Here is a 26,606-nt window from a genome sequence, read left to right as displayed (position 1 = left end):
ACAGGTGGGGCGGGTCAGGGCCGCGCCGCGATGACGCGCCGTGCGGCCGCGATCGTCGCCTCGAGCCCGTAGCCGTGCTTGTCGCGCAGCTCCTCGTCGTTCCCGAAGCCCGCGTACAGCTGCGGGATTCCGAGGCGATCGAAGGCGTTGAGGTGGATGTTGCGGTCGGCGACGACATCCGCGACCCGCGACGCAAGACCGCCGTAGGCGAGGTGATCCTCGAGGACGACGAACCTGCCGTCGGTCTCGGCGGCGCACCGCACGACGAGCTCCTCGTCGATCGGCTTGAGCGTGAACATGTCGACGACGCGCACCGAGTGACCGTCCTTCGCGAGTTCGTCGGCGGCATCCAGCGCCTGGGCGACGACCGTGCCGTGGGTGAAGATCGTGGCATCGGCTCCTTCACGGGCGATGATGCCCTTGCCGATACGGATGTCGTGCTGACCCTGCTCGTAGAGCACCTTGTCCTTCTTGCCGACGGCGAGACGGATGTAGATCGGGCCCTGCATCGTCATCGACTGGCGGATGATCTCCCCCACCATCAGCGGGTCGCCGATGGAGGTGACGGTCATGTTCGTCAGAGCGCACATGAGCGCCAGGTCCTCGACCGCATAGTGGGTCGAGCCGCCGTTGCCGACGAGGCCACCATGCGTGCCGATGATCTTCACCGGCAGATTGGGATAGCAGATGTCGCTGCGGACCTGTTCGAGCGCACGCATGCTCAGGAAGGGGAGCATGCCGGAGACGACGGGGATGTTGCCGTCGTAGGCGAGGCCGGCGGCGATGCCGACGCAGGCCTGCTCGGCGAGTCCCACATCGACGAAGCGCTCGGGATACTTGTCGCGGAACTCGACGAGCGTCGCGCCGATGTCGGGGGTGAGCACCCAGAGATTGCCGTGGTCCTCGCCGAGCTCGGCCAGCGTGGTGCCGATGACGGACCGAGCCGAGAGCATCTCGCCGAAGGTGAAGGTAACGGGCATCAGACGGACTCCTTCTCACGCGAGGCTTCGAGCGCGGCCATGGCGCGCTCCAGGTCGGCGGCGCCGAGCGAGCCGGCATGCCAGGCGAGGTTGCGCTCCATGAAGTCGACGCCCTTGCCCTTGACCGTCTCGCAGATGACGATGGTCGGACGGTTGCTGTCGGGTGCGGGCAGCGCGTCGACCGCGGCGACCAACTGAGCCATGTCGTGTCCATCGATGTTCACGACGTTCCAGCCGAATGCCGCCCACTTGTCGGGGTACGGCTCGAAGACGACCCGTTCCTCCGCGAAACTCGTCATCAGCTGACGATTACGGTCGACGAAGGCGACCAGGTTGCCGAGCTCGTTGCTTCGGGCGGCCATCGCCGCCTCCCACACCGATCCCTCGCCGGTCTCTCCATCGCCGAGCAAGCAGAACACCCGGTGAGACTCACCGCGGCCGCGGGCGCTGAGCGCCATCCCGACCGCCAGTGGGAGGCCGTGTCCGAGCGATCCCGTCGAGCACTCCACTCCGGGCAGCTGCACCTTGCACGGGTGCATTCCGTATGCGGAGTCGAGCTGGCCGTAGGTCTCGACGATCCCCTCGTAGGGGAAGAACCCTCGCATGGCCATCGCGATGTACATGCAGACCGCGGCGTGGCCCTTGCTCAACACGAAACGATCCCTGGCTGGGTTGGCGATGTCGGCGGGATCGACATTGAGCCCGTAATGGTAGAGCACCGTGAAGATGTCGGCGGCGGACAGGTCGCCGCCGATGTGCACGGCCCCCTCGTAGGTGCCGCACAGGTGCAGCAGCTTCGACCTCAGCTCGAAAGCGAGGTCTTCCAGTTCCTCGACAGTGTGCGGGTTCTCACCCGCTTGCAGGCTCATTTGGCCCATCTCATGCCTCCTCATTGAATGACACGGATGCCGATCTGCCGCCTTATCGTGGCGTCCTCATCGACTCACTCGCGGTCGGGGAACCGGCGATCCCGGCTCCGACGTAGCGACAGTAACACACTGATGTTTACAAGTAAACAAGAAGTTTTCCAAACGTGTTTACGGTAGCGTGGAGGGGTATCCCGATGAGGCGCGATCCCGGATCGTGCCGTCTGACGCGGAGTCCGAGGGACGAGGAAGTCAATGCGAGTCGTGACTGACGCGACCTCCGTGCCCCGTATCACGGCGAGAGCCGACGAGGGCCCGGCTGCTCTCTGAGACACTTTCCTCACAACGAATCGGGGTAGTCCGGACTTCACGCGCCAGAGGGGGACCATGTCTAGCGACAGAGAGCTGAGGGCGCGTTCGCTCACGTTGTCCGAGGCCGTCACGGATCCGTTGATCGACACGATCGACCCGGACAACTTCACCCCCAGACTTCTCGCGCTGCTCTCCAACACGCTCGTGTGGCGGGAGTCCCATGAGCTGCGCCGACGCTTCCGGCTCGGCACGAACGACTGGCGGGTCATCTCGGCACTCGCCATCCGCCCTGGCGCATCTGCGACGGAGGTGTCGGACTTCCTCGGGCTCAACAAGGCGGTCGTCTCGAAGAGTGTCAACACTCTGCTCAGGCGCGATCTCGTGCTCCTGGTCGACGGACCACGCGGCTCGCGACCCATGTACCTCACCCGCACGGGTGCAGAGATGCACGACGCCATGCTGCCGATCTCGCTGCGCGGACAGGAGATCATCCTGGCCGACCTCTCCGAGGACGACGTCGACCGACTCAACCGCCTGCTGCGCCGCATGCTCGAGAAGACCCGCGAACTGCAGACGCTCGAGAACGAAGCACTCGCCGCGGCCGAGAACGCTCCGCTGCCGGGCTGAGGATGCCCGGGCGTAGCCGGGACTCACCCGACGTGGCTTGCGCACGTCCTCCCGGGCGGTCACCAGCCTCGTCACGGTCTCCGGAAGGCCCTCAACGACATCCCATGAGCCAGCAAGCGAGAGGGCGAGCTGCCGCTGGCGCAGCCCTGTGAATCCGAACGCAAGAGAAAGCGGAATAGACCAATTGCCGCCACCTACTGGCGTCAATGCCCCATGTGGTGTCGGGCTTTCCTGATGGTGTCGATCCAGGATGTGGCGCCGAGCTTCAGATACATGTTGGTCGTGTGGCGCTTGACCGTGCCTTCAGCGATAACCAGCCTGAGGCCGATTTCACGGTCGTTGTGCAAGAAGAGCTGGTGGTCCGCAACCAGTACTGAGATGCGATGCACAGTCGGGCCTACGCGAAATCCCGTTGTCGCGGAATCACGAGTCGCACGGATGTGCTGCGCCCAATCACCGACTCGAACGTCAGCTCTCCTCCGATAACCTCGGCTTTCTCGGTCGCCGAGACCATGCCCATCACGCCCAAACGGATGCTATCCCGCGAAAAGCCGATCCCGTCATCATCGACCTGAACGCTTAGGCTCCGGTCTGACCGCTCGAGGTTGACCTCGATCGCCGTTGCCTCTCTCGTAGCCCCTATCAGACGAGGAGCACGCGCGAAGCCGCGCGGGTGCTGAGGAACAATGCCGTGGTCCAGCTGAACATGAGCAGCGTCGCGATCGCCAGGCGAAGACTCGGCGTCCCGACGGGGAGGAAGAACAACACGAAAGTGACGACTCCGACACATACTGATACGACGATCCATGCCCACTTGCCCTGATGCGTGAATCGCCTGACAAAGACGAAACAGGCGATCGACAGGCAGATGAAGGCAACCATCGACGACAGGTTGTGGGCGTACATGTGCCAGGTGTAGTCGGATTGGGTCAGGGCCGGAGACCCGGGAGGCGCGCCGTCTCCTGGGTCGACGTCGAAGATGCCGGAGCCGACGAGACCCACCCCGAAGACGCCGATCAGGAGTGGCCCGAATGCGCCGCTCGGGCGGCCACGGAGGGTGCGCCGTAGACCGATCGCGCCGGCAAGGGTGAGCAACCCACCGCCGAGGAAGGCGGTCTTGTTCATCCACCAAGTCTCGCCGACGCTCAGCACGCTCAGCGGGAACTTCACGATGTCGAACCAGGGGACGACCGCCATCTGGATCAGGACGAGCACAACGAACAGCGGCCCGCCGAACGACCCAAGCACAAGGAGCTTGCTACCACCACCCCCTCCCGACTCGACAACCCCCGGCTTCTTCACCATATCCTGGCCCTGTGCCTGTGCCTGTGCCTGTGACATGCGATCGCTCCGCTCTATAAAGAACTTATTAGTTATATAACTAATAAGTTACTATTAGACGATCACACGCGCACTGTCAACCATCGAGAGACCTCCTTGCCCGGCAGGCCAGATCCACCTCGCAGGCGGGTTGACCGAGGCCGACATGATGCTATTGTGTAACCGATAATTTCTACAACCGATTGGTTATGAATGGGGATTCGTTTGAGTTCCGCGTTTTCCTGCCAGCAGCATCCACCTTCCAAGCATTCAGGCGCCTGGAGGAACGACAACGCGAACGCCGCCGAACGAGCCGCGTCACTCTGGCGGAGAACTCGAGAGAGTCATCCCCACGCCGCGATACGAATGACGCTGCATCAGGGTTCATTCGCCGAAGTAGCCCGAAAAATCACAACCGAAGGCTGGGCCGAGTCCTTTTTCTAAGCTCGACAACATCCTCGGACACACCGGAAAGGAAAGATGAATGTCATTCCAGGCATATCTCGACACGATCGAAGACAAGACCGGCCTCACGCCTCGCCAACTGACAGAGATCGCCAAACAAAAGGGTTTCGACGACCCGGCCGTGAAGGCTGGCACCATCCTCGAATGGCTCAAAGAGGACTACGGGCTCGGCCGCGGCCACGGCATGGCACTCATCCACGTCATCAAGAACGGCCCGCAGATCGACGCGAAACACGTTGGAACCACCGGATCGCACCGCGACGAATCAGACATGCTCTGGCTCGACGGCAAAGACTCGAATCCGAACACAAGCAACTGACAAGCGGTGGCCGCTCCCGTCGCGGGCGGCAACGGGCGTTCAGCCAAGTTGCTCGGCCAGTGCGATGATGATGCCCCCGGGCCTCGAGACAGCAGAGCCGGTAGCGGTCCTCGTATCGCGTGACCTCGCCGACGAGTTCGGCACATGGGCACGAACACGGCCGGTCTCGACCTGACCGTCTGATCACTGGGCGAACGTGCTCACCAGTAATATGGGTGCCGATGACAGACAAGCCATACAAGGGGACGGGATACTGGGCCACCCAGATCGGGGTCTCCGCGCTCATAGCCGCCCTCAGCCTCGGCGGCGGCGTCTTCGTCCTCGCCGGCGACACGGAGAAAAAGGGCGAAGGGGTGATGATGATGCTGGTCGGCATCGCCTTCCTCCTCACCGTGATCTGGCTGGTCAAGAGGGTCATGAGCAGCACGAAAGAACAACGCGCAGTCTATGCGTGGGCGATCATGCAGCATCACTCCCGCAACGTCTACGATGGGCGACCGATCGACGTCCCTGGTTCCGCTGCCAACGACATCGAGACCATGAGCATCGCGGCGAAGGCGAGGGACGGACGGCTCTCGCTCGCCGAGGTCCAACGCCTTCAGGCTCTGCGGCCCGAGGTCCCGTATCCCGGACGGCTCCCCGACCCCGCACAAGCTGGAACTCTCTCGCGGCGCGAACTGGATTGAGCCGGCAGGCGCTCAGCAAGCGAGCTCCCGGCACCAACAGTTCGCGATAGCACCAGCGCCAAGCCCCTCGACGAGTGGTACGACATTTGGTACCACTTGGAAAAATGATGGCGATCACAGCAAGCGAAGCGCGGAGCGACCTGTTCGGGCTCATCGAGCGCGTCAACCTGGACCAGACCGAGGTCGAGATCACCTCCAAGCGCGGCTCGGCCGTGCTGATGTCCAAGGACGAGTACGACTCACTACTGGAGACGAGCTACCTGCTCCGCTCGCCCAAGAACGCCCGCCGCCTGATCGACGCTATTGAGAGAGCACGCGCCGGCAACGTCACGGAGCATGACCTCGACCAGTGAGTGACAGAAAGCTCGCGTGGACGGCCGGCGGCTGGGAAGACTACCTCTACTGGCAGGGCCAAGACCAGCGCACACTCAAACGCATCAACTTCCTGATCGAGGACATCCTTCGCGACGACCCATTTGACGGGGTCGGCAAGCCCGAACCACTGAGACATGCATTGGCCGGAGCGTGGTCGCGCCGCATCGACGAAGCCAATCGACTCGTGTGCCTCGTCGATGACGCCTATGTGATCATCCTGCAGGCCCGGTACCACTACTGAACCTGTGATGTATCAGGACATCTCTGACAGTCCCTTGGTCTTGCGCGGGCCACGGATATTCGGCTAGGAGGTCGCCCTGGGCGTCGAAAAACAGGGCAAGCGTCATGACCACACAGCGGTGAAGGAATTCCACCGGTCTCAAGCAACGTGTGACAGCGACCGAATGGTGGAGATGGGGGGAATTGAACCCCCGTCCACTGCTGTAATTCTGCGCCTTCTACGGGTGTAGCCCACATAGACGTTCTACTCGGCCCCAAACTTTGCCGTGAGCACCTAGCTTGACAGGCCCAGCCCGAGTGCAAGTCCCGCGTGGCGCTCAGACATCACCACACAGCAAGCTCTCTCAATGACGCCAGGCTCCGGGGCGAGAGCAGACCCGGTCTGACGGACTATCGGCTCTGCCTAGGCGGCGAGAGCGAAGTCAGTGCGCTTTGAATTGGCACTTATTGTTTTGCAGAGGTCGTTAACGAGATAACCCTGCATCCTCGACCCGCTTCTCGCAGTTTTGCAGGCAATGTCGAAACCGATCATCCCCATGCGCACTGGCCGGGCACGGATGCCCCGCCGAAGTGGGTCGCTGTCACACGCTGTTGAGTTGTCAGTGCCGCATCGGCGACTGGACGTCGGATCGATGCGGCCTTACAGTCTAGAACAGAAACCTCCTCAGCGCTATTTCATCGCGCTTACCCAGACGGCGCGATCCGGACGCCCTGCGATGGGAACTCGGTCGAATGACCGGGACCTCAGACGGCTTCCAGCCCGGTTCAGCCCGGTTCGACGAGCACATGGTGCAAGGTCGCGAGTTCGGCGAGCGTGAGGCCGCCGTCGAGCAGGTACTGCCGCACGGAGCCATGCTTGCGCTCGACGATGTCGAGTGTGGCCTCGAGCACTGCCGGCGGGCTTCCGCCCATGAGCACGCGTAGTTCGGGGGTGTCAGGCACACCGTAGCTCGCGACCATGGACACCATGCCCTCGAGCCACGCCCCACCCAGATTGGCCTGGGACAGCGCGTAGTCCTCGATGACGACGGCACGGTCCACGCCGACCGCGAGCAGGGCGAGCGCCACGACGATGCCGGTGCGGTCCTTGCCCGCCGTGCAGTGCACGAGCACGCCGTCGCTCCCCGTTGCGGCGATCTCGCGAAGCACGCCGATCACAACGTTCGCATGCTGATCGACGATGCGCGCATAGAGCGCCCCGAGGGTGATTCCCACGGCTCCCTGCGAGGCGCCCGAGCCTTCGAACACGGGAAATCGCACGACCTCGACGTCGAGACCGTCGAGGTCGTCGGGCATGACGGATGCCTCGAAGTCGTCGCGCAGATCGATGACGACACGCACGCCGAGCTTCGCGAGCTCCGCACGCCCGGCAGCACCGAGTTCGTGCAGCCCGTCGGAGCGGAACAGCTTGCCGCGTCGCACGAGCCCGCCGTCGGCCCGGTAGCCGCCAGGATCGCGGAAGTTGTAGGTTCCGGGAACCGGGATCCGGCGCGTCGTATCCATCGCGCTATTCCCCCAGGTTCTTGCGGCTCGACATGGCACGGTCCGCCTCGCGCTTGTCCTGCCTCTCCCGCAGCGCCTGGCGCTTGTCGTATTCGCGCTTGCCTTTGGCGACCGCTATCTCGACCTTCGCACGACCATCGCTGAAGTAGATCGACAGCGGAATGAGAGTGTACCCGCCCTCTTTGGTCTTGTGACTGATCTTGACGATCTCGCTCTTGTGCAGCAGAAGCTTGCGTTTGCGACGCGGCGGGTGGTTCGTCCATGTGCCACCGACATACTCGGGGATGTGCACCGCGTCGAGCCAGGCTTCGCCGCCCTCGATGAAGGCGTAGCCGTCCACCAGGCTCGCCCGACCTGCCCGCAACGACTTCACCTCTGTTCCGCTGAGGACCATCCCGGCCTCATAGGTGTCTTCGATGGTGTAGTCGTGGCGCGCTTTGCGATTGGTGGCCACGACTTTCTGGCCACGTTCTCTGGGCACGACGAAACTCCTTCACCATGTTGCCCCCGGCCGAGTGCCGGGCAGCCGTTCAGTCTAACGGATACTCCGAGGATGGCCGATCACGAGCGCCGGCGGCATCCGGTCTCAGACCTTCAGATACCTGGTGATGGCGAAGTTCGCGGAGAATGCGGCGAGCACCGCCCCGAGCACGATCAGGATCGGCACGACCACAAAGGCGTCGGCCTGACCGACGAAGCTCGTGAACTGCAGCCTGTCTGCAAGGTAGCCATCAATGAAGAACGCGACGATCGCCCAGATCGCACCACCGGCCAGGATCGATCCGAGCAGCGCGGCGAAGACCCCCTCGAGAATGAACGGCGTCTGGATGAATCGGTTCGACGCCCCGACGAGACGCATGATGCCGAGCTCGCGCCGCCGCGAGAACGCCGAGAGCCGAATCGTGGTGGCGATGAGCAGCACGGCTGCGACGAGCATGAGGATGGCGATGCCGATCGCCGTGTAACTGGCCGCGTTCAGCACCGAGAAGATCTGGTCCAGATAGCTGCGTTGGTCGGTTACGGCCTCGACGCCCGCGATGCCGCGCAGACTCTCGACGAGCACGTCGGCGTTCGACGGATCCTTGAGGTTCACCCAGAAGGTCTGGTTGAGCTGGTCGGGGGTGACGTACTCCGACACCGGGTTGTCTTTGAACTGCTGCTGAAAGTTCTCGAACGCCTGCTTGTGGGTCTCGAAGTAGTACTTATCGATGAACGGCGAGAGCACGGCCGAGTCGAGTTGTGTCTGCACGGCGTCGATCTGCTCCTGCGTCGCCTCGCCGGCCGAGCAGCTCTCCCCCGGCGAGATGCTCGTGCACATGTAGACCGCGACCTGGGCACGGTCGTACCAGTAGTTCTTCATCTGCGCGATCTGCATCTGCATGAGGATCGCGGCGCCGACGAAGGTGAGTGAGATGAAGGTTACGAGTACGACGGAGACCACCATCGAGGCGTTTCGCCGCAGGCCGTTCGCCGCTTCGGAGAGCACGAGGCCGATTCTCATTTGGTCGGCCCCACTTCCTGCTCGCCGGTCTCGTGCGGGTTCTCGCCGGGTGCACGCAAGCCGAGCTTCTCGGCCAGCGTGAGCTGCTCGGGCATGTCGTGCTTCGTCGCAGGCAGCACCGGGCGCGTCATGGTCGTCGGGGGTTGTTCAACCGGTGTCGCCTGCGTCGCGGCGGCGGTGACCGCTGCGGCGGCATCCGTCACCTCGTCGGAGACCTCGGGCTCGATGTAGAGCGGTTGGGCGTGTTGCATGACCTCGACGGGCACCTTCGGCGCGGCCGCAGCGGGTCTCGAGGTCGGCACGGAATCGGCTGAAGGGCCGGAAGAAGCGGTGATCGTCGGCACCGCGGAGGTCGCGCCGTAGCCGCCCCGCCGCTCGTCGCGCACGATCTGCCCCGCGGAGAGCTCGATGACACGGCGCTGCATCTGGTCGACGATGCCGGCTTCGTGCGTGGCCATCAACACCGTGGTGCCGCCGGCGTTGATGCGATCCAGCAACGTCATGATGCCGGCGCTCGTCGTGGGGTCGAGATTGCCCGTCGGCTCGTCGGCGAGCAGGATCTGCGGCTTGTTGACGATGGCGCGCGCGATGGCGACGCGCTGCTGCTCACCGCCGGAGAGCTCGTGTGGAAGACGCTGCGCCTTGCCATCGAGGCCCACCATCTTGAGCGTGTCCGGGACGGCCTCCTGGATGAAGCCGCGGGACTTTCCGATCACCTGCAGAGTGAACGCCACATTGTCGTAGACCGTCTTGTTCGGCAGCAGACGGAAGTCCTGGAAGACGACACCGAGATTGCGACGGAAATAGGGGACCTTGCGGTTCGAGATGGATCCGAGGTCCTGTCCAAGCACGTGGATGCTGCCCTTGCTCGGCTTCTCCTCCTTGAGCACGAGCCGCAGGCAGCTCGACTTTCCCGAACCTGAGGCTCCGACGAGGAAGACGAACTCTCCCCGCAGGATCTCGAGGTCGATGGAGTTCAGTGCCGGCCGATTGGTCCCGGGATACTGTTTGGTGACGTGGTCGAAGCGGATCATGACTCTCCGAGCTTAAGCAGCCCGACCCGGATTCGGGTCAACGACTCACCTATGGCGACCCTCCAACCCGCGAATGCCCGCTCGAGAACGTCCATGGCGGAGAAGAAGCCGGATACCGACCGTCGCAACATCGTGACCACTCAGACCTAGCCGGCGACCCGTTGCTTGCGCCAGCGGATGCCGGCCGCGATGAAGCCGTCGAGATCGCCGTCGAACACGTTGGAAGGGTTGTTCACCTCGAACTCTGTGCGCAGATCTTTCACCATCTGATACGGCGCAAGCACGTAGCTGCGCATCTGGTCGCCCCAGCTGGCAGTGATGGTGCCAGCGAGCTCCTTCTTCTGGGCCGCTTCCTGCTCACGCTGCAGCAGCAGCAGGCGCGACTGGAGCACACGCATGGCCGCCGCACGGTTCTGAATCTGGCTCTTCTCGTTCTGCATCGACACGACCGTTCCCGTCGGGAGGTGGGTGATGCGCACGGCCGAGTCTGTGGTGTTGACCGACTGCCCGCCCGGGCCGCTCGAGCGGAACACGTCGACACGGATGTCGTTCTCGGGGATGTCGATCGACTCGGTCTCCTCGATGAGCGGGATGACCTCGACCGCGGCGAAGCTCGTCTGGCGCTTGCCTGCCGCCCCGAAAGGCGACATCCGCACGAGACGGTGGGTCCCGGCCTCGACGCTCAGCGTGCCGAAGGCGTACGGCGCGTCGATCTCGAACGTCGCCGATTTGATGCCAGCCTCCTCAGCGTAGCTCGTGTCCATCACGGTCACCGAGTACTTGTGCTTCTCGGCCCAACGCAGGTACATGCGCATGAGCATCTCGGCGAAGTCGGCGGCGTCGACGCCGCCTGCGCCGGCGCGAATCGTTATCACGGCCGGCCGCGGATCGAACTCCCCATCGAGCAGGGTCTGCACTTCGAGGTCGCCGATCACCTTCTGCAAGCCCTGCAGTTCCTCGCGCGCTTCTTGCGCGCTGTCTTCATCGCCCGCCTCGTTCGCCAGTTCGACGAGCACTTCGAGGTCGTCGAGACGGCCCTCGATGCTCGTCACACGGGCGAGCTCAGACTGCCGGTGGCTGAGCGCGCTCGTCACCTTCTGCGCGTTCTCGGGGTCGTCCCACAGGTTCTGCACGCCTGCCGCCTCGCTCAGACGCTCGATATCGGCCCGGATGGCGTCGATGTCGAGCACCGCCCGGATGTCGCCGAAGGTGGTGCGCAGTGCGGCGATCTGTTCTGAGATATCGAGCTCAATCATGTCGCACCCCAGCCTACCCGTCCCTATGTTTCCGACGTGTTCGCCCCCTTTCGCCCCCGATACCTCGGCGGGCGTAGCATCGAAGGGCCATGACGAACGACGAGCGCCCCTTCCGTTTGCGCTCGGTCGCACTCGCGGCGTTCCTTCCGACGCTTCTGTTCTCGATCGGCGAGGGCGCGATCATCCCCCTCATTCCGATCGTGGCGCACAACCTCGGAGCAAGCCTCGCCGTGGCCGGGTTCATCGCCGCCATGGTGATGCTCGGAGAGCTCGTCGGCGACATCCCGAGCGGATGGGTCGTCAGTAGCATCGGTGAACGCAATGCAATGATCTGGGCCTCGCTGCTCGCCATCGTCGCGGTGTTGATCTGCGTCGCCGCCCCCAACCCCCTCGTGCTCGGCTTCGGCATCTTCGTCATCGGAATCGCGACGGCGGTGTTCGCCCTGGCCCGCCATGCGTTCCTGACGAGCTATGTTCCGCTCGTCTACCGGGCGAGGGCGCTCTCCACCCTCGGCGGCATCTTCCGCGGTGGATGGTTCCTCGGCCCATTCATCGCGGCCGGCCTCATCCAGTGGACCGGCGGAACCCAGGCCGTGTTCTGGGTCTTCGTCGTGTGCTGCCTCGGAGCGGCAGCGGTCCTCCTGCTCCTCCCGGATCCGGCGAGCACTTTCGGACCGCCTACCGTCGTGGTCGGTGCCGACGGCCGCACCCTCACCACGGGTGAGGAACTCGCCGCCGAGGAGTCGCACGGGCTTTTCCGCACGATCTGGGGATACCGTGCCGTTCTGTTCCGTCTCGGCACCGGGGCGGGACTTGTCGGCGCGATGCGGGCGACGCGCACCGTCGTCATGCCGCTGTGGGCTGTGAGCATCGGCATCACCGAGTCGAACACCGCCCTCATCATCGGCATCGCGGGAGCGATCGACTTCGCGCTCTTCTATGCGAGCGGTCAGATCATGGATCGCTTCGGCCGACTGTGGAGCGCCCTGCCGTCCATGATCGGTCTCGGCAGCGGGCTGCTCGCGCTCTCGTTCACCCACGAGCTGCCGAACGGCGTGCAGTGGTTCATCGGCATCGCGATGTTCCTCTCGGTGGCGAACGGGGTCGGCAGCGGCATCCTCATGACCCTCGGAGCCGACCTCGCGCCCGCCGCCTCCCCCGCACCGTTCCTCGGCGCCTGGCGTTTCGCGGGGGATCTCGGTGGCGCAGCGGCGCCGCTCGCGGTCTCGGGAATCACCGCCATCGTGTCGCTCTCGGTCGCCAGCGGCGCGATGGGCGTGCTCGGCCTCCTCGGCGTGGTCCTGCTCGCACGCTACATCCCACGCTATGTGCCACGGAAACCACGGCTTCCCCGCGCCCTGCCGCCTGACATCGCCGATGGGGGCGGATAGGAAAGAGGTCGGCCGGGTTCCGAGCGGGCGACCGATATCCGGCAGGCCCGAACTCGACTAGCCGTTCAGCGGAACACCGAGCGGGCGGTCGCCGTCACGTCGAGGCGGATGCCGCTCGGCACGACAAGGGTCAGCACAGGCGGCCTCCACCAGGCGCTGAGGGTGACGGAGGCACTGACACCGTCGTCGGTGGTGGCACGATCGATCGACAACGACTCGAGACCGGCCTGGGGCAAGCCGGAGACATACTCGGCGGCGGCGGCCCGCACCTCTTCCGGCCGCAGTTCGGGCGAGAGCACGCCGTCTCGCACGGTCACCTCGTCGAGCTCGAACGACTCCGCGCCTGCGAGAGCCGCGCCATCCGCGATGGTGAACAACTGTTTGCGTTCGAGATAGAGCGAAGTCGCCGCCACGACCGCGAGAACGAGAACCAGCCCCAGGAAGCCGTAGAAGATCGTGAGCAGCAGCGTCGATCCCTCATCGTCTCGCAGGCGCGCCCACGGGATCGCCGTTCCGCTCACGGCTCTGCGCCCCAGAACCGCGAAACGTGCTGAGTCGCGCTCGCCGTCAACGGCACGCTGGCGGCGTCACGCAAAGAGAGCACGTCGGGCACGAGCGGCAGGGCGATGTCGATGCGCACCGTCATGGTGACCGAGCCGTCGCGCACGAGGCATCCGTTCGACGATGAGCACTCCACCGCTATCTGCGCGGCCGACGCGTCGATCGCGTAGTCGGCAAGCGCGATCTGCACGGCACGCGATGCTCTGGCCTCGGCCTCGCCGTCGTCGGACGCCTGCACGTAGACTCGTGCAGCCTGCCGCGCTGCGCCTTCGACGGCGAGCGCGCCACCCTGGATGGACGCCATCGCCAACACGAGATAGACGAGCGGGACCAGCAGAATCAACCCGGCCGTGACGAACTCGAGCGACGCAGAGCCGGTCTCGTCATCCAACCGTCTCCACTGCGGCATGGCCGACCACCTCCAGCCCCCGATTTGGGCCGACAAGCCCGAAGAGCGGCAACGGCGCCACGACGCGCATCTCGACACTGGGGTGCCCGCCGAAATCCCCGTAGCGCGCGGCGATCCCAGTCGCGTAGGTGCCGCCGAGCGCAATGGTGATGAGGTCGCGCGTGCGCCCGACGCCGTCGGAGAGGCCGTTGTCGGCGAGGGCCGCATAGCGCGCACCCTCGGCAGCCGCGTCCAGAACCGTGTTGCGAATGTGAAGCGCGAGCGCGAGCTGCACCACCGCAAGCGCGAGCAGTGTGAGCAGGGTCGCCACCAAGGTGAACTCGGCGACCGCGGAGCCGGTCTCCCCGCTCAGACTCTCGCGCGACGACATGGCTGGTCAGAGCCCGGTCACCCGGTCGATGGCCTGCTGGAAGACGCCGCTGAGCGCTGGCCCCGCTAGCCCCCAGATCACGATCACAAGCCCGGCTGTCATGAGCGTGATGAGAACCCAGCCGGGCACGTCGCCGCGCTCCTCCGTGCACATCCGCGCGATCCGGTGTCGAACCGCAGCCCCCAATCGAAACATCGTTCGCATCCTTTCCTCGGTCATGGGTTTCTCGTTCCTCTGGCAACAGCACCTGGTCAGAATCCGGCCTGAAGCACGAACACGCCGGGAAAGATCGCGAACACGATCGTCGTGGGCAGAATCAAGAAGACGAGGGGAAGCAGCATCGCGACCTCCTTCTTGCCCGCGGTTTCGAGCAGCGTGCGCTTCGCCTCCTCTCTCGCGTCCTGTGCCTGGGCGCGCAGAACCTCGACAAGCGGTGAGCCTCTGTCGAGGGCTCCCACCATCTGGTCGACGCAACGGTCGAGCGCTGGGAGCCCCAGTCCATCGCTCATCTCGGCGAGCGCTCTGCCGAGCGGGATACCTGTGTTGACCCTGGTGACGGCTGCGGCAAGCTCACCGGCCAGCTCACCCGAGCCCGTGCGGGCGACGCGTCTCACCGCGTCGACGAGACCCTCGCCGGCAGACAGGCTCAGCGTCAGAAACTCCAGGATCGTCGGCAACTCGCTCGCCATGCGAGCGATCCTGGCCCTCGCCGCGCGATGCAGAGTCCAATCCCGCATGGCACCGGCGCTCACGGCGAACACGAGAGGTAGCGCGAATCGGGCGGCAAGCGGCAGCTCGGGGAACGCCGGCACGAACAGCACAGCCAGAAGCCCGAGGGCAAGACCGGCGAGGGCCCACGACAACTGCTCGCCTCGATGGCCGACGACCGAGGCCGAGCTGCCCGCTTGCCGCAACCGCCGGGCAAGCGTGTCCGACCCTCCGAGCATCGACGCGAGGAGGCGCGTGGAACCCGCGAGCGTCGGCGCGAACAAGGCCCCGAGCACAGGAAGGGGCTCGACCGTCGTGCGCCCGATCCGCTCGCGCGCGGCATCCGAGATATCTACGACGTACGGCGCGACACGATCGACGAGCCGAGGCCGGCTCAACCGAGGGATCATCGCGACGAGCGACCACAGCCCGAGGCCGAGGGTGACACCGCAGAACAGCGCCAGTGCGACATTCCCACTCATTCGAACCACCGCTGTTCCTCGGGCAGACGTCCGACGGCAAGCATGACGCGATAGGCGAAAACCGACACGATCAGCCCGACACCCACAACGGTCGCGCCCTGCGGAGTGTTGTAGGCGAGCGCGGCCTCCGGCCGGGACGAGAGCAGGAGGAGCACGATCCACGGCGCAACCACTCCCAGGCGGGCGGCGTTGACGATCCAGGACTGGCGGGCGCGCACTTCAGCGCGCGCGGCGGCATCCTGACGCAGGTAACTCCCGAGTGCCCGCAGGACGGTCGTCAACTCGCTGCCGCCGACGTCTCGCGCCATGCGCAGGGTCTCGAGAATCCGATCGGCGACCGGATCGGCGAGCGTCGCCTTCAGCCGGTCAAGGCACTGGCCGAAGTTGCCGCTCGACCGATAGTCGCGCTCGAAGGCCGCGAAGGCCGCCCGGGTGAACGGCGGGCTCAAACGTGCCAGGCTGCTCACGCTCTCGGGCAACGCGAGCCCCGACCGAACGGCCGCGACGAGATGATCGACGACATCCGGCCACACCGCCCGGTTCGCCCTGCGCTGGGTCGCGGCGCGACGGCGCACGAGGATGGCGGGCAGGACGACTCCGGTCATGCCGAGCGCGACGGATAGCGCCACGACCCCGAGGAACGCGTGGGCGAGAGCCGCGAATGCCACGCCGAGCATCACCGACATAAAGACGAACGCCGACAGCGGAACGACACCGAGACCCGCCTGACGCAGGTTCGTGCGCCAGCGGTCGATCGCGCCGCGACGTTGGGGTTTCTGGGAACGACTCTTCGGCCAGAGCCACGGCGAGGACGCGAGCAGAACGCCCGCCCCGAGAACACTGCCGAGGAGAGTACTGCCGATAGCGATGGTCATGCGACCTCCCGGGCGAGCACGATCGCAGGATCGAGACCGAATGCGTGGAACTTCTCGAGCTTGCTCGGATAGCCGCCCGTCGCCACGATTTGGCCGTCCTTCCATCCGAAGATCGGACTCGCCTCGACGAGCGCCCCCGCGACACGCCCGCTCGGGGCGAGGATCTCGGTCACCCGACGTCTGCCGGTGCGGTCGAGCTCGCAGTGCACGACGATGTCGATGCACCCGGCGACCGTCGGCTGCACGAACGACGAGTCGATGTTGCGCCCGGCCAGCAGTGGAAGCGTGCAGAGCTTGGCCAGGGCGTCCCGTGCGCTGTTGGCGTGGATGGAGCACATGCCGGGCAGGCCGCTGTTCAGGGCGATGAGCAGGTCGAGGCTCTCCGCCTCTCGAACCTCGCCCACGATGAGCCGGTCCGGCCGCATGCGCAGCGCCTCCTTGATGAGCCGGCGCAGGGTGATCTCGCCCGTCCCCTCCAGACTCGGCTGCCGGCACTGCATGGCGACGACATCGCGAGCGCTCAAATCGAGCTCGAAGGTCTCCTCGACGGTCACGATACGCTCGTTCTGCCGTGCACCAGACAGCAGAGCGTTGAGCAGAGTGGTCTTGCCGCTCTGCGTGGCTCCGGAGACGAGGATGTTCTGCCCGGCCAGCACACACATGCGCAGGAACTCCGCCGCCTGCCGGCTCAGCGAGCCGAGTTGCACGAGTTGACCGAGATCGCGGATGCGGCGGGTGAACTTGCGGATGTTCACCGCCCAATGCCGAGAGGTGATGTCTGGGATCACGACGTGAAGGCGCGAACCGTCGGGGAGAGAGGCGTCGACGAAGGGCGAGCTCAGGTCGACACGGCGACCGGAGGACTGCAGCATCCGTTCGACCAGCTCACGCACCTCCTGCTCACCGAGCACCGTCGTCGTCAGCTCGGGAACGCCGTCCCTCGCGACGAACACACGAGTCGGCGCGTTGATCCAGATCTCCTCGACGCCCGGGTCATCGAGAAAAGGCTGCAGCGCACCGAAACCCGTGAGCGACGCGACGACCTGCCGTGCCGCCTGCCCTTCGTCGCGGATCAGTGGCAGGGCGCCACCGAGAGCCCGCTCGTTGTAGCGCCGCAACTCGTCGTGCACATACTGCTCTGCAAGCGCACCATCGCCCGCCAGATCGACGCCGTCGCGGCGCACCCGCAGCCTCACCTCTTCGGTCATCATCCGCACGGCCTCGCTCATGGCGACATGATGCCCCGAAACAGTCACCGCCCGCCGAAGTTATCCACAAGCCCCTTCTCCAACCAGGTCGCCTCTGCCGCGATCAGCTCGCCCGGAAGCTCGGGGACCTCGACCGTCAGCGAGGCGGATGCGCTCCTCGAGGACGCCCTTGACGCGGACCGACGGTGAGCGAGGTGTCGTCATGCATGGGGGATTCCGGGGGTCGGCGGGGTAAGGGTGATCTCGCCGGTCCCCCCAGACTCGGCTGCCGGCACCACATGGCGACGACATCGCGAGCGCTCAAATCGAGCTCGAAGGTCTCCTCGACGGTCACGATACGCTCGTTCTGCCGTGCACCAGACAGCAGAGCGTTGAGCAGAGTGGTCTTCTCCACTTGGGAGCTTGAGGATCTCATCGACTTGGTGGAGTCCCACCCCATCCGAATCGACACGGTGAAAGGGGGCGGTTTTGATCTCAACGCGCATGAGGGGCGGCTGATGGCTCGTCAGTTGGTTGCGATTGCGTCCTATGAGTCGGGCCGCAAAGCTGACCGAATCCGACGCGCGAATCGGCAGAAGGCTGAGCGCGGTGAATGGCATGGTGCGCCGAAGTTTGGCTACGGTCTCGGCGGGGTTCTCATCCCCGGTGAGGCAGCCATCGTTCGGGAGATGGCAGACAGGTTCCTCGCGGGTCAGTCGCTCAGGTCCATCACGTCCTGGCTGAACGATGAATTCAGATACCCCTCACCCAAAGCGGACACCAGCAAGCTGAAGGTGTGGCATGCCACCACAGTGAAATCGATCCTGGTATCAGCACGAATCTCGGGACAGCGCGCATACGAACTGACAAGGAAAGCCGGGGATGCCCCTACAGGAAGGGAAATCCTCGGCGCGGGGAACTGGGAACCAATTATCACTCCCGAGGAAATGACCCGGATCAGAGGCACGTTCGCCTCCCCTGACCGACGGGTAGGACGGTCATCGATCAACCTGCTCTCAGCGATCGCTACCTGTGGCGTTTGTGGCGCGGGCTTGGTGAGCGGAAGACATCGCGCGCAGACCGCGCCCGCGAAGCGACGCTACTACCGGTGCATGCCCACCACCGGGTACCCAGAGCGAGGGAAACGTCCCACAGGTACGGCTCCGCTCCCCCCGCCGTGCACACCGCATCCGATGGACGACAGCCCCGACAGTGGCCTGAACCACGCCGTGACCGCAGTCTCAGCCTGTGACGGTGTCGCTGTACGGCTTCGCTTTGTGGCAGGACTCGATGAGCATCGCCACCGGTCAGAAGCATGGGGGGCCCTGTCGCCGGAACAAACACGAGATTCGTTCGCGGACGTCACTGAAAGCCGCCGTGATCGGAACGATACTGAATTTTGGACAGTTTCGGTCGTTGCCTACATATGTGGAGTAAGAGCTGTTCGCTGGATTGGAGCTAATGATGGATGAGGTTCGACTGGAAGCGATGCTCCGGGAGGCGGCGCCGCAGGTCGCGACGCCTATCAGCCTGGAATCGCACCGCGCACGCATCTTGTTCGATGCGCGCAGCCGTGCTCGTGGCAAAGCTGGGGCTTGGGTTGCCGCCATCGCCGCGTTGGCGCTGGCGCTGGGCGGTACTTCGGTAGCCGCCGCAAGCAGCGGGCTGGATACACCTTGGGGCTGGGTCGCTGACAACGTCTTCTCCTTTTATCAAGCGGATAGCTCAGTCTGCTTCCAAGGCACCCGAATCGTTTTGCATGGAGTTCCCGAGGATTCTGAGGCCGCTCGCGATGCGCAGATGATCGTCAATGGCATCGACATTGCCAGCCTCGACACGGGAGCTGCAGAAGCCTGGGTGCGGGAGCAGGAAGGCATCGAGAAGCTGAGCAAGGGAACGGTTCACCAGCTCGCAGTACACAGGGCCGTAGCGGAGGTGCTGTTCGGGGAGCTAGCCATGCATGGCTACAACAACGGCGACGGGGACAGACAGATCGGCTTGTTCTCACAGATCAGCGCCTGCAACTGATGTCTCGCCGGGAAGATCGGAATTCTCCGTTTGAGGACGCGATTCGCGCCAACGAGCATGACCTTTTGCGGTACTTCCAGCGCCGCCTCATCAACGGCGCGGATGCCGCCGAGGCGTTCGGCGAGTTGCTGCTAACCGCGTGGAAAGTCCGGCGGAAGATGCCGACCGAGCCGATCCAGGCGCGCATGTGGCTCTACGCGGTCGCGCGCAATGTTCTTGGGAACGTCCGGAGGTCAATCGCGCGCCGCTCGCATGCGGTGCAACGATTGATGGACGAGATGAACGATGTCAACGCGTCTGTGCCCACTGACGAGGCATCCGTCGAGATACGTATGGCTATCGAGTCACTCGCACCAGATGACGCCGAACTTGTTCGGCTCGTGTACTGGGACGGGTTCAAGTCCCACGAGGCGGCTTCCCTGCTCGGCATCAACCCATCCACGGCACGTTCGCGACTGTCATCCGCCAAGCAGCAACTGAGGGCCGCACTATCAGTGACCTCCCTCCCCATGGCATAGCGGCGGACGGCACGTGCCGCTGCGGCAAAGCAGGACAGATCGGCGATTCCGTTCGTCGCGCCGCCCTTCTGCCCGGCGGGACTGCGTTGATTCGATTGGTTTCGAGCTGTTCGCTCGGCGACACGCGAAAGGAATCGGACGAGGATACAAAAGCGGTGTTCCGCTCCCACCTACGTTGTGTGACGGTGTCGATGCGAGTGCACCAGGTACCCACGGCCAACCACCCACTCCTGCCGACCGCGGCTTCCATTCACCGTGGAATCGAACCATCCGCTCCCGCCTCCGTCACCAAGGCGGCCAGTAGTGCGTGACTTCGCGCTTGCCGTCGTTTCGGTGAGACTCCATGCCTGAAACCTCTGTCAGCACGAACGACTCACGGCCAAAAGGCAACCACTTGGGCCGCGTACGGATCATGCCGAAACGCGCGATACTGACACAGATGTCGACTGCCCATTCAAACTGGGCTAGCTCGTCAGAGCCCATCGCGTCGGAAGAGTCGAATTCCCACTTCGCTTCGGGCACCTCCAGGTACCACGAGACACCGGTGTCCGTCACAAGCAGCGTCGCCGACCCTGTCCGGTGCGGCTGAAGCCGAACGCAGACATTCCCCGAAATGCGCGTCGTCATCACGCGAGCGGCTTCAAACCGTTGAATGCCGCGCTCCGTGATCGCCGACAGAAATCTTCCAAGTCGCTCCTCAGGCACGTTGATCATCGCAGGTTCCTTAAACTCCGCCCCAAAAGCAATGGAATATGACCGTATCCATTCGCTCGATTGAACGGAACATACCTTGACGAGATCCTCAACTGCTCAAACCCGCGCCCATTCCCTCAGCCGAACTTCGTGTTGAACGAACTCCGGTTCCAGGACCCACCACCCTTGGGAATACCTCGGGTTCCCAACGTCCAGTTCCCGAGTCGCGCACTGTTTACACCAAGTCTTGACGATACCGCCAGCGTGGGACCAGCGACTCGCAGTATGCTGCCTCCCACCAGCGAGGTGGCGGCGCCACCGACAGCGGCAGTCCTCACACCCTTCCATGAATACTCAGCGGAACGCGTAGTGAGCGCGTAGTTTGCAACCCCTGCGGCAACGCCAATTGCAACGGTGGCCGCAATGGCGCATACAACCGTCGCCGCGCACCCCGCCACGGCCATCGCTGTACCGACAACAGCGGCTACAGATACCGCCACGGCAAGAAGGTCGCCCCATACCCCCCCCCCCCCCCCGTCTCCCGACAACCCGGCTAGGTCGGTCTTGTTGATCGGGTCGCCCGGGTAGTCGTAGTTGTTGGTGACGCCGCCCTCGACAGGGTCGACCTCCAGGAACCGGCCCAGGGCAGGCACATACTGGCGGGCACCCATCTCAATCGTATGAATCGAACCGGCATGCTCGGTGAGCTTGCGGAATGAGTTCTTCGCAGTTGAGACCGACACCTCGCCTGCTGTCCCGAACGCGCCGAACGGCATCGCCTCAAGATGACATCTCGATCCAGTACCCATTCGGGCGCAACCAACAACGCTATCTGTGAGAGTCGGCCGGTCGGACACGTCGGTGACCGGTGCGTCGTAGGACGAAGTACGCATTGCCAACCGTGAGACAGCCCGCGACCAACGCACAGAGAACAATGCCAAACGCCGTCACAGAACCAGAGAGTTGAGTGAGGCCAGAGAGTGGAATCAGCGGCGCGACTCCGATCGCACCACCGGTGCCGATCAACACCAGCCGCAGCCATAGGGGTGCCGCCCGCGTCGTTACCCAGCCGATGGATGACATAAGCGTCGCGACGGCTCCGACCATGAATCCCACGATGCCCCCGAAAAGCAATGCCCATGGCAAGAAGAACGCCGCCTCCGACACCGATCGCTCACGTGCGACAGGGATCGTCACAGCGACGAAAGAGAACACGATCCCCACGCACGTCGATCCGAGCAGCTCAAACCCAACAAACCTGCCCCACATCCTCATTGGCTGATCAGAGGTCATCGAAGTCCCCCACCGCCGACATCATGCCGGAGCCGACTCGCCTGGGCGTTCCATGTCATGTCGACTACTCCCATATCCTTCGCCAAGTACTCAGCATCCGCTGAGCTATCTGCTGGCCCAATTCGTGCCTGGATCGATCGACTCTGCTCGCCAACTTGTCCACACTTTGAGCACCCATGGTCTCCGAAGCCGCTCAATCGACACCTTCACTTCCGACGTAAGTGGCATCACCACAAGCGGGAAAGGCTGGAAAAGGCCCCGCCGATATGCGATTGCCCCATATTCACCGACACCTCGTACGAAGTCACACAAGCCTTGCCCGGATTCGGCCGACACGGAAGAGAACTCCCGATCCAGGTACGTTCCCGACACGACGCGGACCCAATCGTTCTCGAAAAAGAGGTCTAACGGCATCCCTCCCTCGGTTCTAGGAGCGATCGTATAGCCGCGAAACTCCGCGAACTCAAGAGAGGATACGTCTATCAGACCGGGAAACTCCACAACAAGCCTTTCGACAAGTCGAGTCAGCTCATCCATATGACTCTGCTCCCTCGGGCTGTTCCTCTTGCCAGACAAGCGCCCTGCTGGCACGACCGCGACGGACTGCCGCCGATGGACGCACATTTGCGCCGACAACGGGCGAAGATACCACCAACTCGCTTCAACTCGCTTAGTCCCAGTAGGAGACTGTCTCAAGAGTAACGCCGAGCCTCCCCGACAGCTCGCTCGTCGCGCTCGCGGATCGGTTGTTGGTCATTGCCGTTACCGGGAAGAAGCGGGACCTGTCGGTATTCCGAAATCCGATCATCCGGACACACGGGTTGAAGAGATCGAACCCCCTGACCAACGAATAAGTAGCCGTACTTGGCAAACGGCGGTGGCTGACGTGGCAAACGAGTCGCCGATCGCTCACGAGTTGCGCGCGCAAAACCACGAGACGGAGGCAACCACAACAACACTGCGCCCACGCCAACAGCAATGGTCGAAGCCACTGATTCCCAAGTCGTACCGTACAAGAGGTCTATACCTGCGAAGACCACGGTGGTGAAAGTCGCCGCAACCACCGGCCACCGCCTGCCATGAACCGCGAAGAACGCCGCCAGGAGCAGCCCCCCGGCGACCGCTGCAGCCACCACCACCAACACCGTGAGATAAACCACGACAGAAAGAGCAGGCAGACCCGAATAGACCACTGGATCAAGGAGCGGCGGCAAGAGCAGAGCGAACAAGACGCCACCGACACTCAAACAGATCGCGCCGAGGATGGTTGTCACAGGCGCATCTAAGCCGGACACATTCAGGAACCTAGCCCAGGTCGGCTTCACCTTCACCTCGGGACGTTTGATGCCTCGCTTAGTACTGCCGCCATTGTCGGACAAACCAGCCTCCCTTCTCCCAGTATTCTCGTTCCGCTTCGAGCAATCCAACTGTGTCGTACAGAAGACCAGCTGCCGCTTCGGCGTCTAGGTTCACCGGCTCGACATCCCAGACCCAACTGAAGACCTCGTCCTCGGGTTCGGAGCCCGCACCGTCCCCGATCGAGACCGGACCCGGACCTCGGATGTACGTACCTGCGTCCTCGCCGCGACGGCAATAGCCGATCATCGCGCGGTGTTCGGGGCGGCCTAGGTTCACCAGACCCTCCATCCTCGTCCGTGGTAAACATGAAGGCTCTTGCAAGCGCCCTGCGGGTAAGACGTCCTCCGCCTCCGTCGTTTCCGCTTCGTCGGATCGCTCACGAGGCGCTTCGCGCCCAAGGCTGCCAGGTGCGGATGAGTTCCGTCCGAGGTTCACGAAGCGCCTCCTCCAACTCATCGGAGGTCCCCGGAACGAATGGCATCGCCTGGCGCCGACCGAACAACGCTGGCCGCGACAACTGGGCCGCACCGAACCTGCCCAGATCGAGCACCGTCGTGATGGTCCAGTAGAAGCGATCTTCCGCCGGAACATACTCGTCGCGCGTGTCAACAATTGTCCCTGCCCCGATCACCACGACATACTCACCTTGGTGTTCTTCAACTAGCGCCGTGGACGCCGCAGAGTCATGGGGTTGAAAGAGAACTGCTTGACCACCGACCAGCACTGACGGCGGCACCGACTCGGCTTCCACACGTCCCGGGAACGCCAGAAGCACAGCCTCCGCCAACGCCCGCAAACGACCTTCGACAGGAATCTCGACCATCATCAGTAGTAGCGCCCTCCTCGGAACAGTGGAAAATGACCGTTGCCTCCGTGCCGCCCAACGGGTATGTATCGAGATGAAAGTCGAAAGACTGTCGCTCCGCTCGGCGCTCTACTCCATCCGATCTTTATCACCCTTTGGTTGTTGTTGAATAGCCCACCTGGTTTCGGCGGAGTGCCAATCTTGCCAAGAGAGTAGTTTCCGAATCGCGAGCTATTGACGCCAATTGTCGCCGATCGCATTGCAACGGAGCCAGCCACGCGAGAAACAACGCCGCCGAATCCACCTCCAATCCCACCAACCGCGGCAGCCCCTAACTGCCCTTCGATGGTCCAACGTGGTGTGAATGCTTCCTGCGCTGCGTATGCTGCTGCTCCAGCGGCGACGCCGATTACTGCGGCTCCGACCACCCCACATACGACACTCGCCGCGCAAGCTATACCACCGATAATTCCCGCGGCTATCGCGCCACCTGCGAGCCAGCCTCGCCACCATTCGTCGCCCTCCGCCATCCCGGTCAGGTCGAATCGGTTGATCGGATCGCTCGGGTAGTCGTAGTTGTTGGTGACGCCGCCCTCGACGGGGTCGACTTCCAGGAACCGGCCCAACGCTGGAACGTACTGGCGGGCACCCATCTCGATCGTATGAATCGAACCGGCATGCTCGGTGAGCTTGCGGTGGGTGCCCAACCAACCCCAATCCGCGGCGCCGGGCAGCGTGTCCGAGCCGGCATCATCCGCAGCCAGGGTGCCGATCCGGCCTTCGCCAAAGTGACCCCACCAGGCAGGCCGACCACCGAGCGACAACGGTCAATGTCGGCGACGTTCGCGACGACAGGCAAACTCGCGCTCGTCAACATTGGCGTACAACCCATCAACAGGCTGGGATACCGGGCCGCAAGCTCATCCGCGAGTCGAGTCAGATCATCCGTGTTTCCGTTTCCGGCCGACGTCAGGACACGCGATGGATCAAGTGACCATCGGAGAACCGGCGCGACAGCCGATTCTCGAACGTAAGCGCCCAGGGACTCGCCTGCACGACTGACCGCACTCGCTGCAATTTCCGTCGCCGAAGTTCGCTTGAGAGCTTCAGATGATCGCCGGCGATGAAGTACCGACGCCATCCGACACGATAGACAGCACAGCCGCCCATCGCGTTGGCCCAGAACAAGTCAAGTACGAGTTCTCGCGACTCCGTACCGTGAGGACCGACCTCGATTTGAAGCAGCTTGCCTATCGACAACACAAGCCCGCCGGGTCCGGCAAGCATTGCGAACGGCACCGCATCCGCTGGTCCGAATGGCACGATCCACACATCCCGGGTCTGACCTTCCACACCCACTCGCGACACGCTGATGTCGATGCCGGACACGACTTGGCTTCGGATCGAACGCAAGAGATCGTCAACGACGTCAGTCATGGTAGTGCGCCTCCTAATACCGATACAGCGAAGGTCCCCGGAACAAGTTGAAGGGCCCGCGACCCGGACCGCCAACCCTGAATACAGCGTGGGTGGTGGTCCCGGTAAAAGATCGATCCAGAGTCGACCAACCGACACGGAAAGACCTATTTGGGTTGTCCTGGACGAGGTCATCCTTGTCAGTTGCGGTGCTGAAAAACGTAGGACGAAGGCCGTAGACGCAGCGAGCCCGCCCCAGCTAAATCGCGATGTCCCAGAATTTGCTGCAGCGTACGACGCGGCTCCTGCCGCGGCCCCAATGGCTGCGGCAGCGACCACACCAACACCAACCCCTCGCCACCATTCGTCGCCCTCCGCCATCCCGGTCAGGTCCAGTTTGTTGATGGGGTCGGCGGGGTAGTCGTAGTTGTTGTATCGCGACGAACTGGTCCCAGAAAAACCTCAGATTGACGTTGAAGCTCCAGAAGGACACCTTCCAACATCCGCTCAGACCCCCCCCCAGCCGCGACGACCTCTTCGGAGACTCAACCGCGCTCTTCCACGGGCTCGATACACTCTCCGACCAATACCCCACGATTTCCCCGAACTCATACTTGATATCCGACGTGGGCACCTGCTTCCACCGCAAACAGTAAAGACTCATCGTGCAGTACAACCAAAGCGCTTCGACGTCCGAGAAATCAGGATCGAGATCTACCTGCAAAAGAGTCGCTTCCACCTCGTCCAATTGGTCCTCTAGCGCGTAAGCGAACCTCAACTGCGTATCGGTCTGCGGAACCCCCGCCGCGAATCGATCCATTGAGATCCGCACTACAAGCGTGACGTCGACATAGTGAAGCCTGTATCCGAATGCAAGCTCAACGACCCCCAGACGCGATAGATGAACGAGCTGATCAAGCGGCACACTCGGCGTGTCATAGGAGGAGATGGCGGCATTCAGACGCTCAAACCAGAAATCACCGTAACGCTGCACTTCCAACCGCTCCAAGGGCGGCTGCACCCACAA

Annotated in this window: 32 protein-coding genes and 1 other RNA gene; 10 read left to right on the top strand and 23 right to left on the bottom strand. The window is 63.6% G+C overall.

The annotated features are described in order from the left end of the window. Positions 1 to 14: 14 nt before the first annotated feature. Positions 15 to 980, bottom strand: coding sequence for a transketolase family protein (locus ACFQB0_RS03260; RefSeq protein WP_386727529.1), 966 nt, complete (start codon positions 978 to 980; stop codon positions 15 to 17). Then, the gene (locus ACFQB0_RS03255) at positions 980 to 1,858 is read right to left on the bottom strand and encodes a transketolase (RefSeq protein WP_386727526.1); all 879 of its coding nucleotides are present in this window, start codon (positions 1,856 to 1,858) and stop codon (positions 980 to 982) included. Before ACFQB0_RS03255 ends, ACFQB0_RS03260 begins: the two co-directional genes overlap by 1 nt. Before the next feature lie 375 nt (positions 1,859 to 2,233). Between ACFQB0_RS03255 and ACFQB0_RS03250 the strand changes: the two genes are divergently transcribed. Continuing rightward, the gene (locus tag ACFQB0_RS03250) at positions 2,234 to 2,785 is read left to right on the top strand and encodes a MarR family transcriptional regulator (RefSeq protein ID WP_386727523.1); all 552 of its coding nucleotides are present in this window, start codon (positions 2,234 to 2,236) and stop codon (positions 2,783 to 2,785) included. A gap of 203 nt (positions 2,786 to 2,988) precedes the next feature. Here ACFQB0_RS03250 and ACFQB0_RS03245 read toward each other — a convergent pair whose 3' ends face one another. Continuing rightward, complete coding sequence (locus ACFQB0_RS03245; protein WP_386727520.1) at positions 2,989 to 3,174, bottom strand: LuxR C-terminal-related transcriptional regulator; 186 nt, start codon at positions 3,172 to 3,174, stop codon at positions 2,989 to 2,991. Between the two features lie 253 nt (positions 3,175 to 3,427). Beyond that, positions 3,428 to 4,126: a DUF998 domain-containing protein gene (locus ACFQB0_RS03240; protein WP_386727518.1), complete on the bottom strand. Its 699-nt coding sequence runs from the start codon at positions 4,124 to 4,126 to the stop codon at positions 3,428 to 3,430. Positions 4,127 to 4,589: 463 nt separating this feature from the next. Between ACFQB0_RS03240 and ACFQB0_RS03235 the strand changes: the two genes are divergently transcribed. From ACFQB0_RS03235 to ACFQB0_RS03220, 4 genes are all read left to right on the top strand, one after another. Next, positions 4,590 to 4,889, top strand: coding sequence for a DUF4287 domain-containing protein (locus ACFQB0_RS03235; RefSeq protein ID WP_386727515.1), 300 nt, complete (start codon positions 4,590 to 4,592; stop codon positions 4,887 to 4,889). Positions 4,890 to 5,110: 221 nt separating this feature from the next. Further along, positions 5,111 to 5,575, top strand: coding sequence for a hypothetical protein (locus ACFQB0_RS03230; protein ID WP_386727514.1), 465 nt, complete (start codon positions 5,111 to 5,113; stop codon positions 5,573 to 5,575). Between the two features lie 107 nt (positions 5,576 to 5,682). Continuing rightward, positions 5,683 to 5,928: a type II toxin-antitoxin system Phd/YefM family antitoxin gene (locus ACFQB0_RS03225; RefSeq protein WP_386727512.1), complete on the top strand. Its 246-nt coding sequence runs from the start codon at positions 5,683 to 5,685 to the stop codon at positions 5,926 to 5,928. Next, on the top strand, positions 5,925 to 6,191 hold the full coding sequence (locus ACFQB0_RS03220; protein ID WP_386727509.1) for a Txe/YoeB family addiction module toxin: 267 nt from the start codon (positions 5,925 to 5,927) through the stop codon (positions 6,189 to 6,191). Before ACFQB0_RS03225 ends, ACFQB0_RS03220 begins: the two co-directional genes overlap by 4 nt. A 164-nt stretch (positions 6,192 to 6,355) precedes the next feature. Here the strand turns inward: ACFQB0_RS03220 and ssrA are convergent. The 6 genes from ssrA to prfB form a co-directional block, all read right to left on the bottom strand. Next, positions 6,356 to 6,726, bottom strand: a transfer-messenger RNA (tmRNA) gene (gene ssrA, locus ACFQB0_RS03215). 229 nt (positions 6,727 to 6,955) lie between these two features. Continuing rightward, positions 6,956 to 7,693, bottom strand: coding sequence for a tyrosine-protein phosphatase (locus ACFQB0_RS03210; RefSeq protein ID WP_386727507.1), 738 nt, complete (start codon positions 7,691 to 7,693; stop codon positions 6,956 to 6,958). Between the two features lie 4 nt (positions 7,694 to 7,697). Beyond that, positions 7,698 to 8,174 (bottom strand): SsrA-binding protein SmpB, encoded by a 477-nt coding sequence (gene smpB / locus ACFQB0_RS03205; protein WP_386727504.1) that lies wholly within the window; start codon positions 8,172 to 8,174, stop codon positions 7,698 to 7,700. 105 nt (positions 8,175 to 8,279) lie between these two features. Further along, a complete protein-coding gene (ftsX, locus tag ACFQB0_RS03200) occupies positions 8,280 to 9,194 on the bottom strand; it encodes a permease-like cell division protein FtsX (RefSeq protein ID WP_386727501.1) in 915 nt (304 codons plus the stop codon). Further along, on the bottom strand, positions 9,191 to 10,228 hold the full coding sequence (gene ftsE, locus ACFQB0_RS03195) for a cell division ATP-binding protein FtsE (protein WP_386727499.1): 1,038 nt from the start codon (positions 10,226 to 10,228) through the stop codon (positions 9,191 to 9,193). Before ftsE ends, ftsX begins: the two co-directional genes overlap by 4 nt. A gap of 146 nt (positions 10,229 to 10,374) precedes the next feature. Further along, complete coding sequence (prfB, locus tag ACFQB0_RS03190; protein WP_386727496.1) at positions 10,375 to 11,484, bottom strand: peptide chain release factor 2; 1,110 nt, start codon at positions 11,482 to 11,484, stop codon at positions 10,375 to 10,377. Between the two features lie 89 nt (positions 11,485 to 11,573). Between prfB and ACFQB0_RS03185 the strand changes: the two genes are divergently transcribed. Continuing rightward, the gene (locus ACFQB0_RS03185; protein ID WP_386727494.1) at positions 11,574 to 12,875 is read left to right on the top strand and encodes an MFS transporter; all 1,302 of its coding nucleotides are present in this window, start codon (positions 11,574 to 11,576) and stop codon (positions 12,873 to 12,875) included. 65 nt (positions 12,876 to 12,940) lie between these two features. Here ACFQB0_RS03185 and ACFQB0_RS03180 read toward each other — a convergent pair whose 3' ends face one another. The 7 genes from ACFQB0_RS03180 to ACFQB0_RS03150 are packed head-to-tail and all read right to left on the bottom strand — an operon-like array spanning position 12,941 to position 17,509. Further along, positions 12,941 to 13,396 (bottom strand): pilus assembly protein TadG-related protein, encoded by a 456-nt coding sequence (locus ACFQB0_RS03180; RefSeq protein ID WP_386727492.1) that lies wholly within the window; start codon positions 13,394 to 13,396, stop codon positions 12,941 to 12,943. Then, positions 13,393 to 13,845, bottom strand: coding sequence for a hypothetical protein (locus ACFQB0_RS03175; RefSeq protein WP_386727489.1), 453 nt, complete (start codon positions 13,843 to 13,845; stop codon positions 13,393 to 13,395). The genes ACFQB0_RS03180 and ACFQB0_RS03175 overlap by 4 nt, the downstream gene beginning before the upstream one ends. Continuing rightward, the gene (locus ACFQB0_RS03170; RefSeq protein WP_386727487.1) at positions 13,820 to 14,215 is read right to left on the bottom strand and encodes a TadE/TadG family type IV pilus assembly protein; all 396 of its coding nucleotides are present in this window, start codon (positions 14,213 to 14,215) and stop codon (positions 13,820 to 13,822) included. Before ACFQB0_RS03170 ends, ACFQB0_RS03175 begins: the two co-directional genes overlap by 26 nt. Before the next feature lie 6 nt (positions 14,216 to 14,221). Next, positions 14,222 to 14,410: a hypothetical protein gene (locus ACFQB0_RS03165; protein ID WP_386727485.1), complete on the bottom strand. Its 189-nt coding sequence runs from the start codon at positions 14,408 to 14,410 to the stop codon at positions 14,222 to 14,224. A gap of 56 nt (positions 14,411 to 14,466) precedes the next feature. Beyond that, positions 14,467 to 15,405, bottom strand: a complete 939-nt coding sequence (locus tag ACFQB0_RS03160; RefSeq protein WP_386727482.1) for a type II secretion system F family protein — start codon at positions 15,403 to 15,405, stop codon at positions 14,467 to 14,469. After that, entirely contained in the window at positions 15,402 to 16,280 is an 879-nt protein-coding gene (locus ACFQB0_RS03155) for a type II secretion system F family protein (protein ID WP_386727479.1), read from the bottom strand. Before ACFQB0_RS03155 ends, ACFQB0_RS03160 begins: the two co-directional genes overlap by 4 nt. Then, complete coding sequence (locus tag ACFQB0_RS03150) at positions 16,277 to 17,509, bottom strand: CpaF family protein (RefSeq protein WP_386727477.1); 1,233 nt, start codon at positions 17,507 to 17,509, stop codon at positions 16,277 to 16,279. Before ACFQB0_RS03150 ends, ACFQB0_RS03155 begins: the two co-directional genes overlap by 4 nt. Positions 17,510 to 17,694: 185 nt before the next feature. Here ACFQB0_RS03150 and ACFQB0_RS03145 point away from each other — a divergent pair, with 185 nt between their 5' ends. The 3 genes from ACFQB0_RS03145 to ACFQB0_RS03135 are packed head-to-tail and all read left to right on the top strand — an operon-like array spanning position 17,695 to position 20,013. Then, positions 17,695 to 18,939: a recombinase family protein gene (locus ACFQB0_RS03145; protein ID WP_386729622.1), complete on the top strand. Its 1,245-nt coding sequence runs from the start codon at positions 17,695 to 17,697 to the stop codon at positions 18,937 to 18,939. Next, positions 18,929 to 19,495 (top strand): hypothetical protein, encoded by a 567-nt coding sequence (locus ACFQB0_RS03140; protein WP_386727475.1) that lies wholly within the window; start codon positions 18,929 to 18,931, stop codon positions 19,493 to 19,495. The genes ACFQB0_RS03145 and ACFQB0_RS03140 overlap by 11 nt, the downstream gene beginning before the upstream one ends. Next, positions 19,495 to 20,013 carry an RNA polymerase sigma factor gene (locus tag ACFQB0_RS03135; protein WP_386727472.1) on the top strand — a complete coding sequence of 173 codons (519 nt, stop codon included), beginning with the start codon at positions 19,495 to 19,497 and terminating at the stop codon, positions 20,011 to 20,013. The genes ACFQB0_RS03140 and ACFQB0_RS03135 overlap by 1 nt, the downstream gene beginning before the upstream one ends. A gap of 285 nt (positions 20,014 to 20,298) precedes the next feature. Here the strand turns inward: ACFQB0_RS03135 and ACFQB0_RS03130 are convergent, their stop codons facing one another. After that, the gene (locus ACFQB0_RS03130; protein WP_386727469.1) at positions 20,299 to 20,727 is read right to left on the bottom strand and encodes a hypothetical protein; all 429 of its coding nucleotides are present in this window, start codon (positions 20,725 to 20,727) and stop codon (positions 20,299 to 20,301) included. Positions 20,728 to 20,843: 116 nt separating this feature from the next. After that, on the bottom strand, positions 20,844 to 21,482 hold the full coding sequence (locus tag ACFQB0_RS03125; RefSeq protein ID WP_386727466.1) for an RHS repeat-associated core domain-containing protein: 639 nt from the start codon (positions 21,480 to 21,482) through the stop codon (positions 20,844 to 20,846). A gap of 239 nt (positions 21,483 to 21,721) precedes the next feature. Here ACFQB0_RS03125 and ACFQB0_RS03120 point away from each other — a divergent pair, with 239 nt between their 5' ends. Then, on the top strand, positions 21,722 to 21,988 hold the full coding sequence (locus tag ACFQB0_RS03120; protein WP_386727463.1) for a hypothetical protein: 267 nt from the start codon (positions 21,722 to 21,724) through the stop codon (positions 21,986 to 21,988). A 703-nt stretch (positions 21,989 to 22,691) separates the two neighbouring features. Here the strand turns inward: ACFQB0_RS03120 and ACFQB0_RS03115 are convergent. The 4 genes from ACFQB0_RS03115 to ACFQB0_RS03100 all read right to left on the bottom strand — a co-directional run bounded on the left by ACFQB0_RS03115 (position 22,692) and on the right by ACFQB0_RS03100 (position 25,552). Beyond that, positions 22,692 to 23,378, bottom strand: a complete 687-nt coding sequence (locus ACFQB0_RS03115; protein ID WP_386727460.1) for a hypothetical protein — start codon at positions 23,376 to 23,378, stop codon at positions 22,692 to 22,694. A gap of 356 nt (positions 23,379 to 23,734) precedes the next feature. Then, positions 23,735 to 24,184, bottom strand: coding sequence for a hypothetical protein (locus tag ACFQB0_RS03110; protein WP_386727457.1), 450 nt, complete (start codon positions 24,182 to 24,184; stop codon positions 23,735 to 23,737). Continuing rightward, the gene (locus ACFQB0_RS03105; RefSeq protein WP_386729620.1) at positions 24,184 to 24,816 is read right to left on the bottom strand and encodes an RHS repeat-associated core domain-containing protein; all 633 of its coding nucleotides are present in this window, start codon (positions 24,814 to 24,816) and stop codon (positions 24,184 to 24,186) included. The genes ACFQB0_RS03110 and ACFQB0_RS03105 overlap by 1 nt, the downstream gene beginning before the upstream one ends. A 316-nt stretch (positions 24,817 to 25,132) precedes the next feature. Continuing rightward, positions 25,133 to 25,552, bottom strand: coding sequence for a hypothetical protein (locus tag ACFQB0_RS03100; RefSeq protein ID WP_386727455.1), 420 nt, complete (start codon positions 25,550 to 25,552; stop codon positions 25,133 to 25,135). Between the last annotated feature and the right edge of the window lie 1,054 nt (positions 25,553 to 26,606).

The organism is Luethyella okanaganae (genome assembly GCF_042660285.1).
Classification (GTDB): Bacteria; Actinomycetota; Actinomycetes; order Actinomycetales; family Microbacteriaceae; genus Luethyella; species Luethyella okanaganae.
This window is presented reverse-complemented; position numbering and strand designations above follow the sequence as displayed.

What these genes read in the sequence shown, in the direction of transcription:
- ftsE (WP_386727499.1), bottom strand. Translation starts at nt 10,228, where the DNA reads ATGATCCGCTTCGACCACGTCACCAAACAGTATCCCGGGACCAATCGG.
- ACFQB0_RS03185 (WP_386727494.1), top strand. Translation starts at nt 11,574, where the DNA reads ATGACGAACGACGAGCGCCCCTTCCGTTTGCGCTCGGTCGCACTCGCG.
- ACFQB0_RS03235 (WP_386727515.1), top strand. Translation starts at nt 4,590, where the DNA reads ATGTCATTCCAGGCATATCTCGACACGATCGAAGACAAGACCGGCCTC.
- ACFQB0_RS03110 (WP_386727457.1), bottom strand. Translation starts at nt 24,184, where the DNA reads ATGATGGTCGAGATTCCTGTCGAAGGTCGTTTGCGGGCGTTGGCGGAG.
- ftsX (WP_386727501.1), bottom strand. Translation starts at nt 9,194, where the DNA reads ATGAGAATCGGCCTCGTGCTCTCCGAAGCGGCGAACGGCCTGCGGCGA.
- ACFQB0_RS03165 (WP_386727485.1), bottom strand. Translation starts at nt 14,410, where the DNA reads ATGTTTCGATTGGGGGCTGCGGTTCGACACCGGATCGCGCGGATGTGC.
- ACFQB0_RS03210 (WP_386727507.1), bottom strand. Translation starts at nt 7,693, where the DNA reads ATGGATACGACGCGCCGGATCCCGGTTCCCGGAACCTACAACTTCCGC.
- ACFQB0_RS03125 (WP_386727466.1), bottom strand. Translation starts at nt 21,482, where the DNA reads ATGCCGTTCGGCGCGTTCGGGACAGCAGGCGAGGTGTCGGTCTCAACT.
- ACFQB0_RS03145 (WP_386729622.1), top strand. Translation starts at nt 17,695, where the DNA reads ATGGGGGATTCCGGGGGTCGGCGGGGTAAGGGTGATCTCGCCGGTCCC.
- ACFQB0_RS03255 (WP_386727526.1), bottom strand. Translation starts at nt 1,858, where the DNA reads ATGGGCCAAATGAGCCTGCAAGCGGGTGAGAACCCGCACACTGTCGAG.
- ACFQB0_RS03160 (WP_386727482.1), bottom strand. Translation starts at nt 15,405, where the DNA reads ATGAGTGGGAATGTCGCACTGGCGCTGTTCTGCGGTGTCACCCTCGGC.
- ACFQB0_RS03260 (WP_386727529.1), bottom strand. Translation starts at nt 980, where the DNA reads ATGCCCGTTACCTTCACCTTCGGCGAGATGCTCTCGGCTCGGTCCGTC.
- ACFQB0_RS03230 (WP_386727514.1), top strand. Translation starts at nt 5,111, where the DNA reads ATGACAGACAAGCCATACAAGGGGACGGGATACTGGGCCACCCAGATC.
- ACFQB0_RS03250 (WP_386727523.1), top strand. Translation starts at nt 2,234, where the DNA reads ATGTCTAGCGACAGAGAGCTGAGGGCGCGTTCGCTCACGTTGTCCGAG.
- ACFQB0_RS03225 (WP_386727512.1), top strand. Translation starts at nt 5,683, where the DNA reads ATGGCGATCACAGCAAGCGAAGCGCGGAGCGACCTGTTCGGGCTCATC.
- ACFQB0_RS03240 (WP_386727518.1), bottom strand. Translation starts at nt 4,126, where the DNA reads ATGTCACAGGCACAGGCACAGGCACAGGGCCAGGATATGGTGAAGAAG.
- ACFQB0_RS03105 (WP_386729620.1), bottom strand. Translation starts at nt 24,816, where the DNA reads ATGGGTGCCCGCCAGTACGTTCCAGCGTTGGGCCGGTTCCTGGAAGTC.
- ACFQB0_RS03175 (WP_386727489.1), bottom strand. Translation starts at nt 13,845, where the DNA reads ATGCCGCAGTGGAGACGGTTGGATGACGAGACCGGCTCTGCGTCGCTC.
- ACFQB0_RS03140 (WP_386727475.1), top strand. Translation starts at nt 18,929, where the DNA reads ATGATGGATGAGGTTCGACTGGAAGCGATGCTCCGGGAGGCGGCGCCG.
- ACFQB0_RS03130 (WP_386727469.1), bottom strand. Translation starts at nt 20,727, where the DNA reads ATGATCAACGTGCCTGAGGAGCGACTTGGAAGATTTCTGTCGGCGATC.
- ACFQB0_RS03135 (WP_386727472.1), top strand. Translation starts at nt 19,495, where the DNA reads ATGTCTCGCCGGGAAGATCGGAATTCTCCGTTTGAGGACGCGATTCGC.
- prfB (WP_386727496.1), bottom strand. Translation starts at nt 11,484, where the DNA reads ATGATTGAGCTCGATATCTCAGAACAGATCGCCGCACTGCGCACCACC.
- ACFQB0_RS03155 (WP_386727479.1), bottom strand. Translation starts at nt 16,280, where the DNA reads ATGACCATCGCTATCGGCAGTACTCTCCTCGGCAGTGTTCTCGGGGCG.
- ACFQB0_RS03150 (WP_386727477.1), bottom strand. Translation starts at nt 17,509, where the DNA reads ATGAGCGAGGCCGTGCGGATGATGACCGAAGAGGTGAGGCTGCGGGTG.
- ACFQB0_RS03170 (WP_386727487.1), bottom strand. Translation starts at nt 14,215, where the DNA reads ATGTCGTCGCGCGAGAGTCTGAGCGGGGAGACCGGCTCCGCGGTCGCC.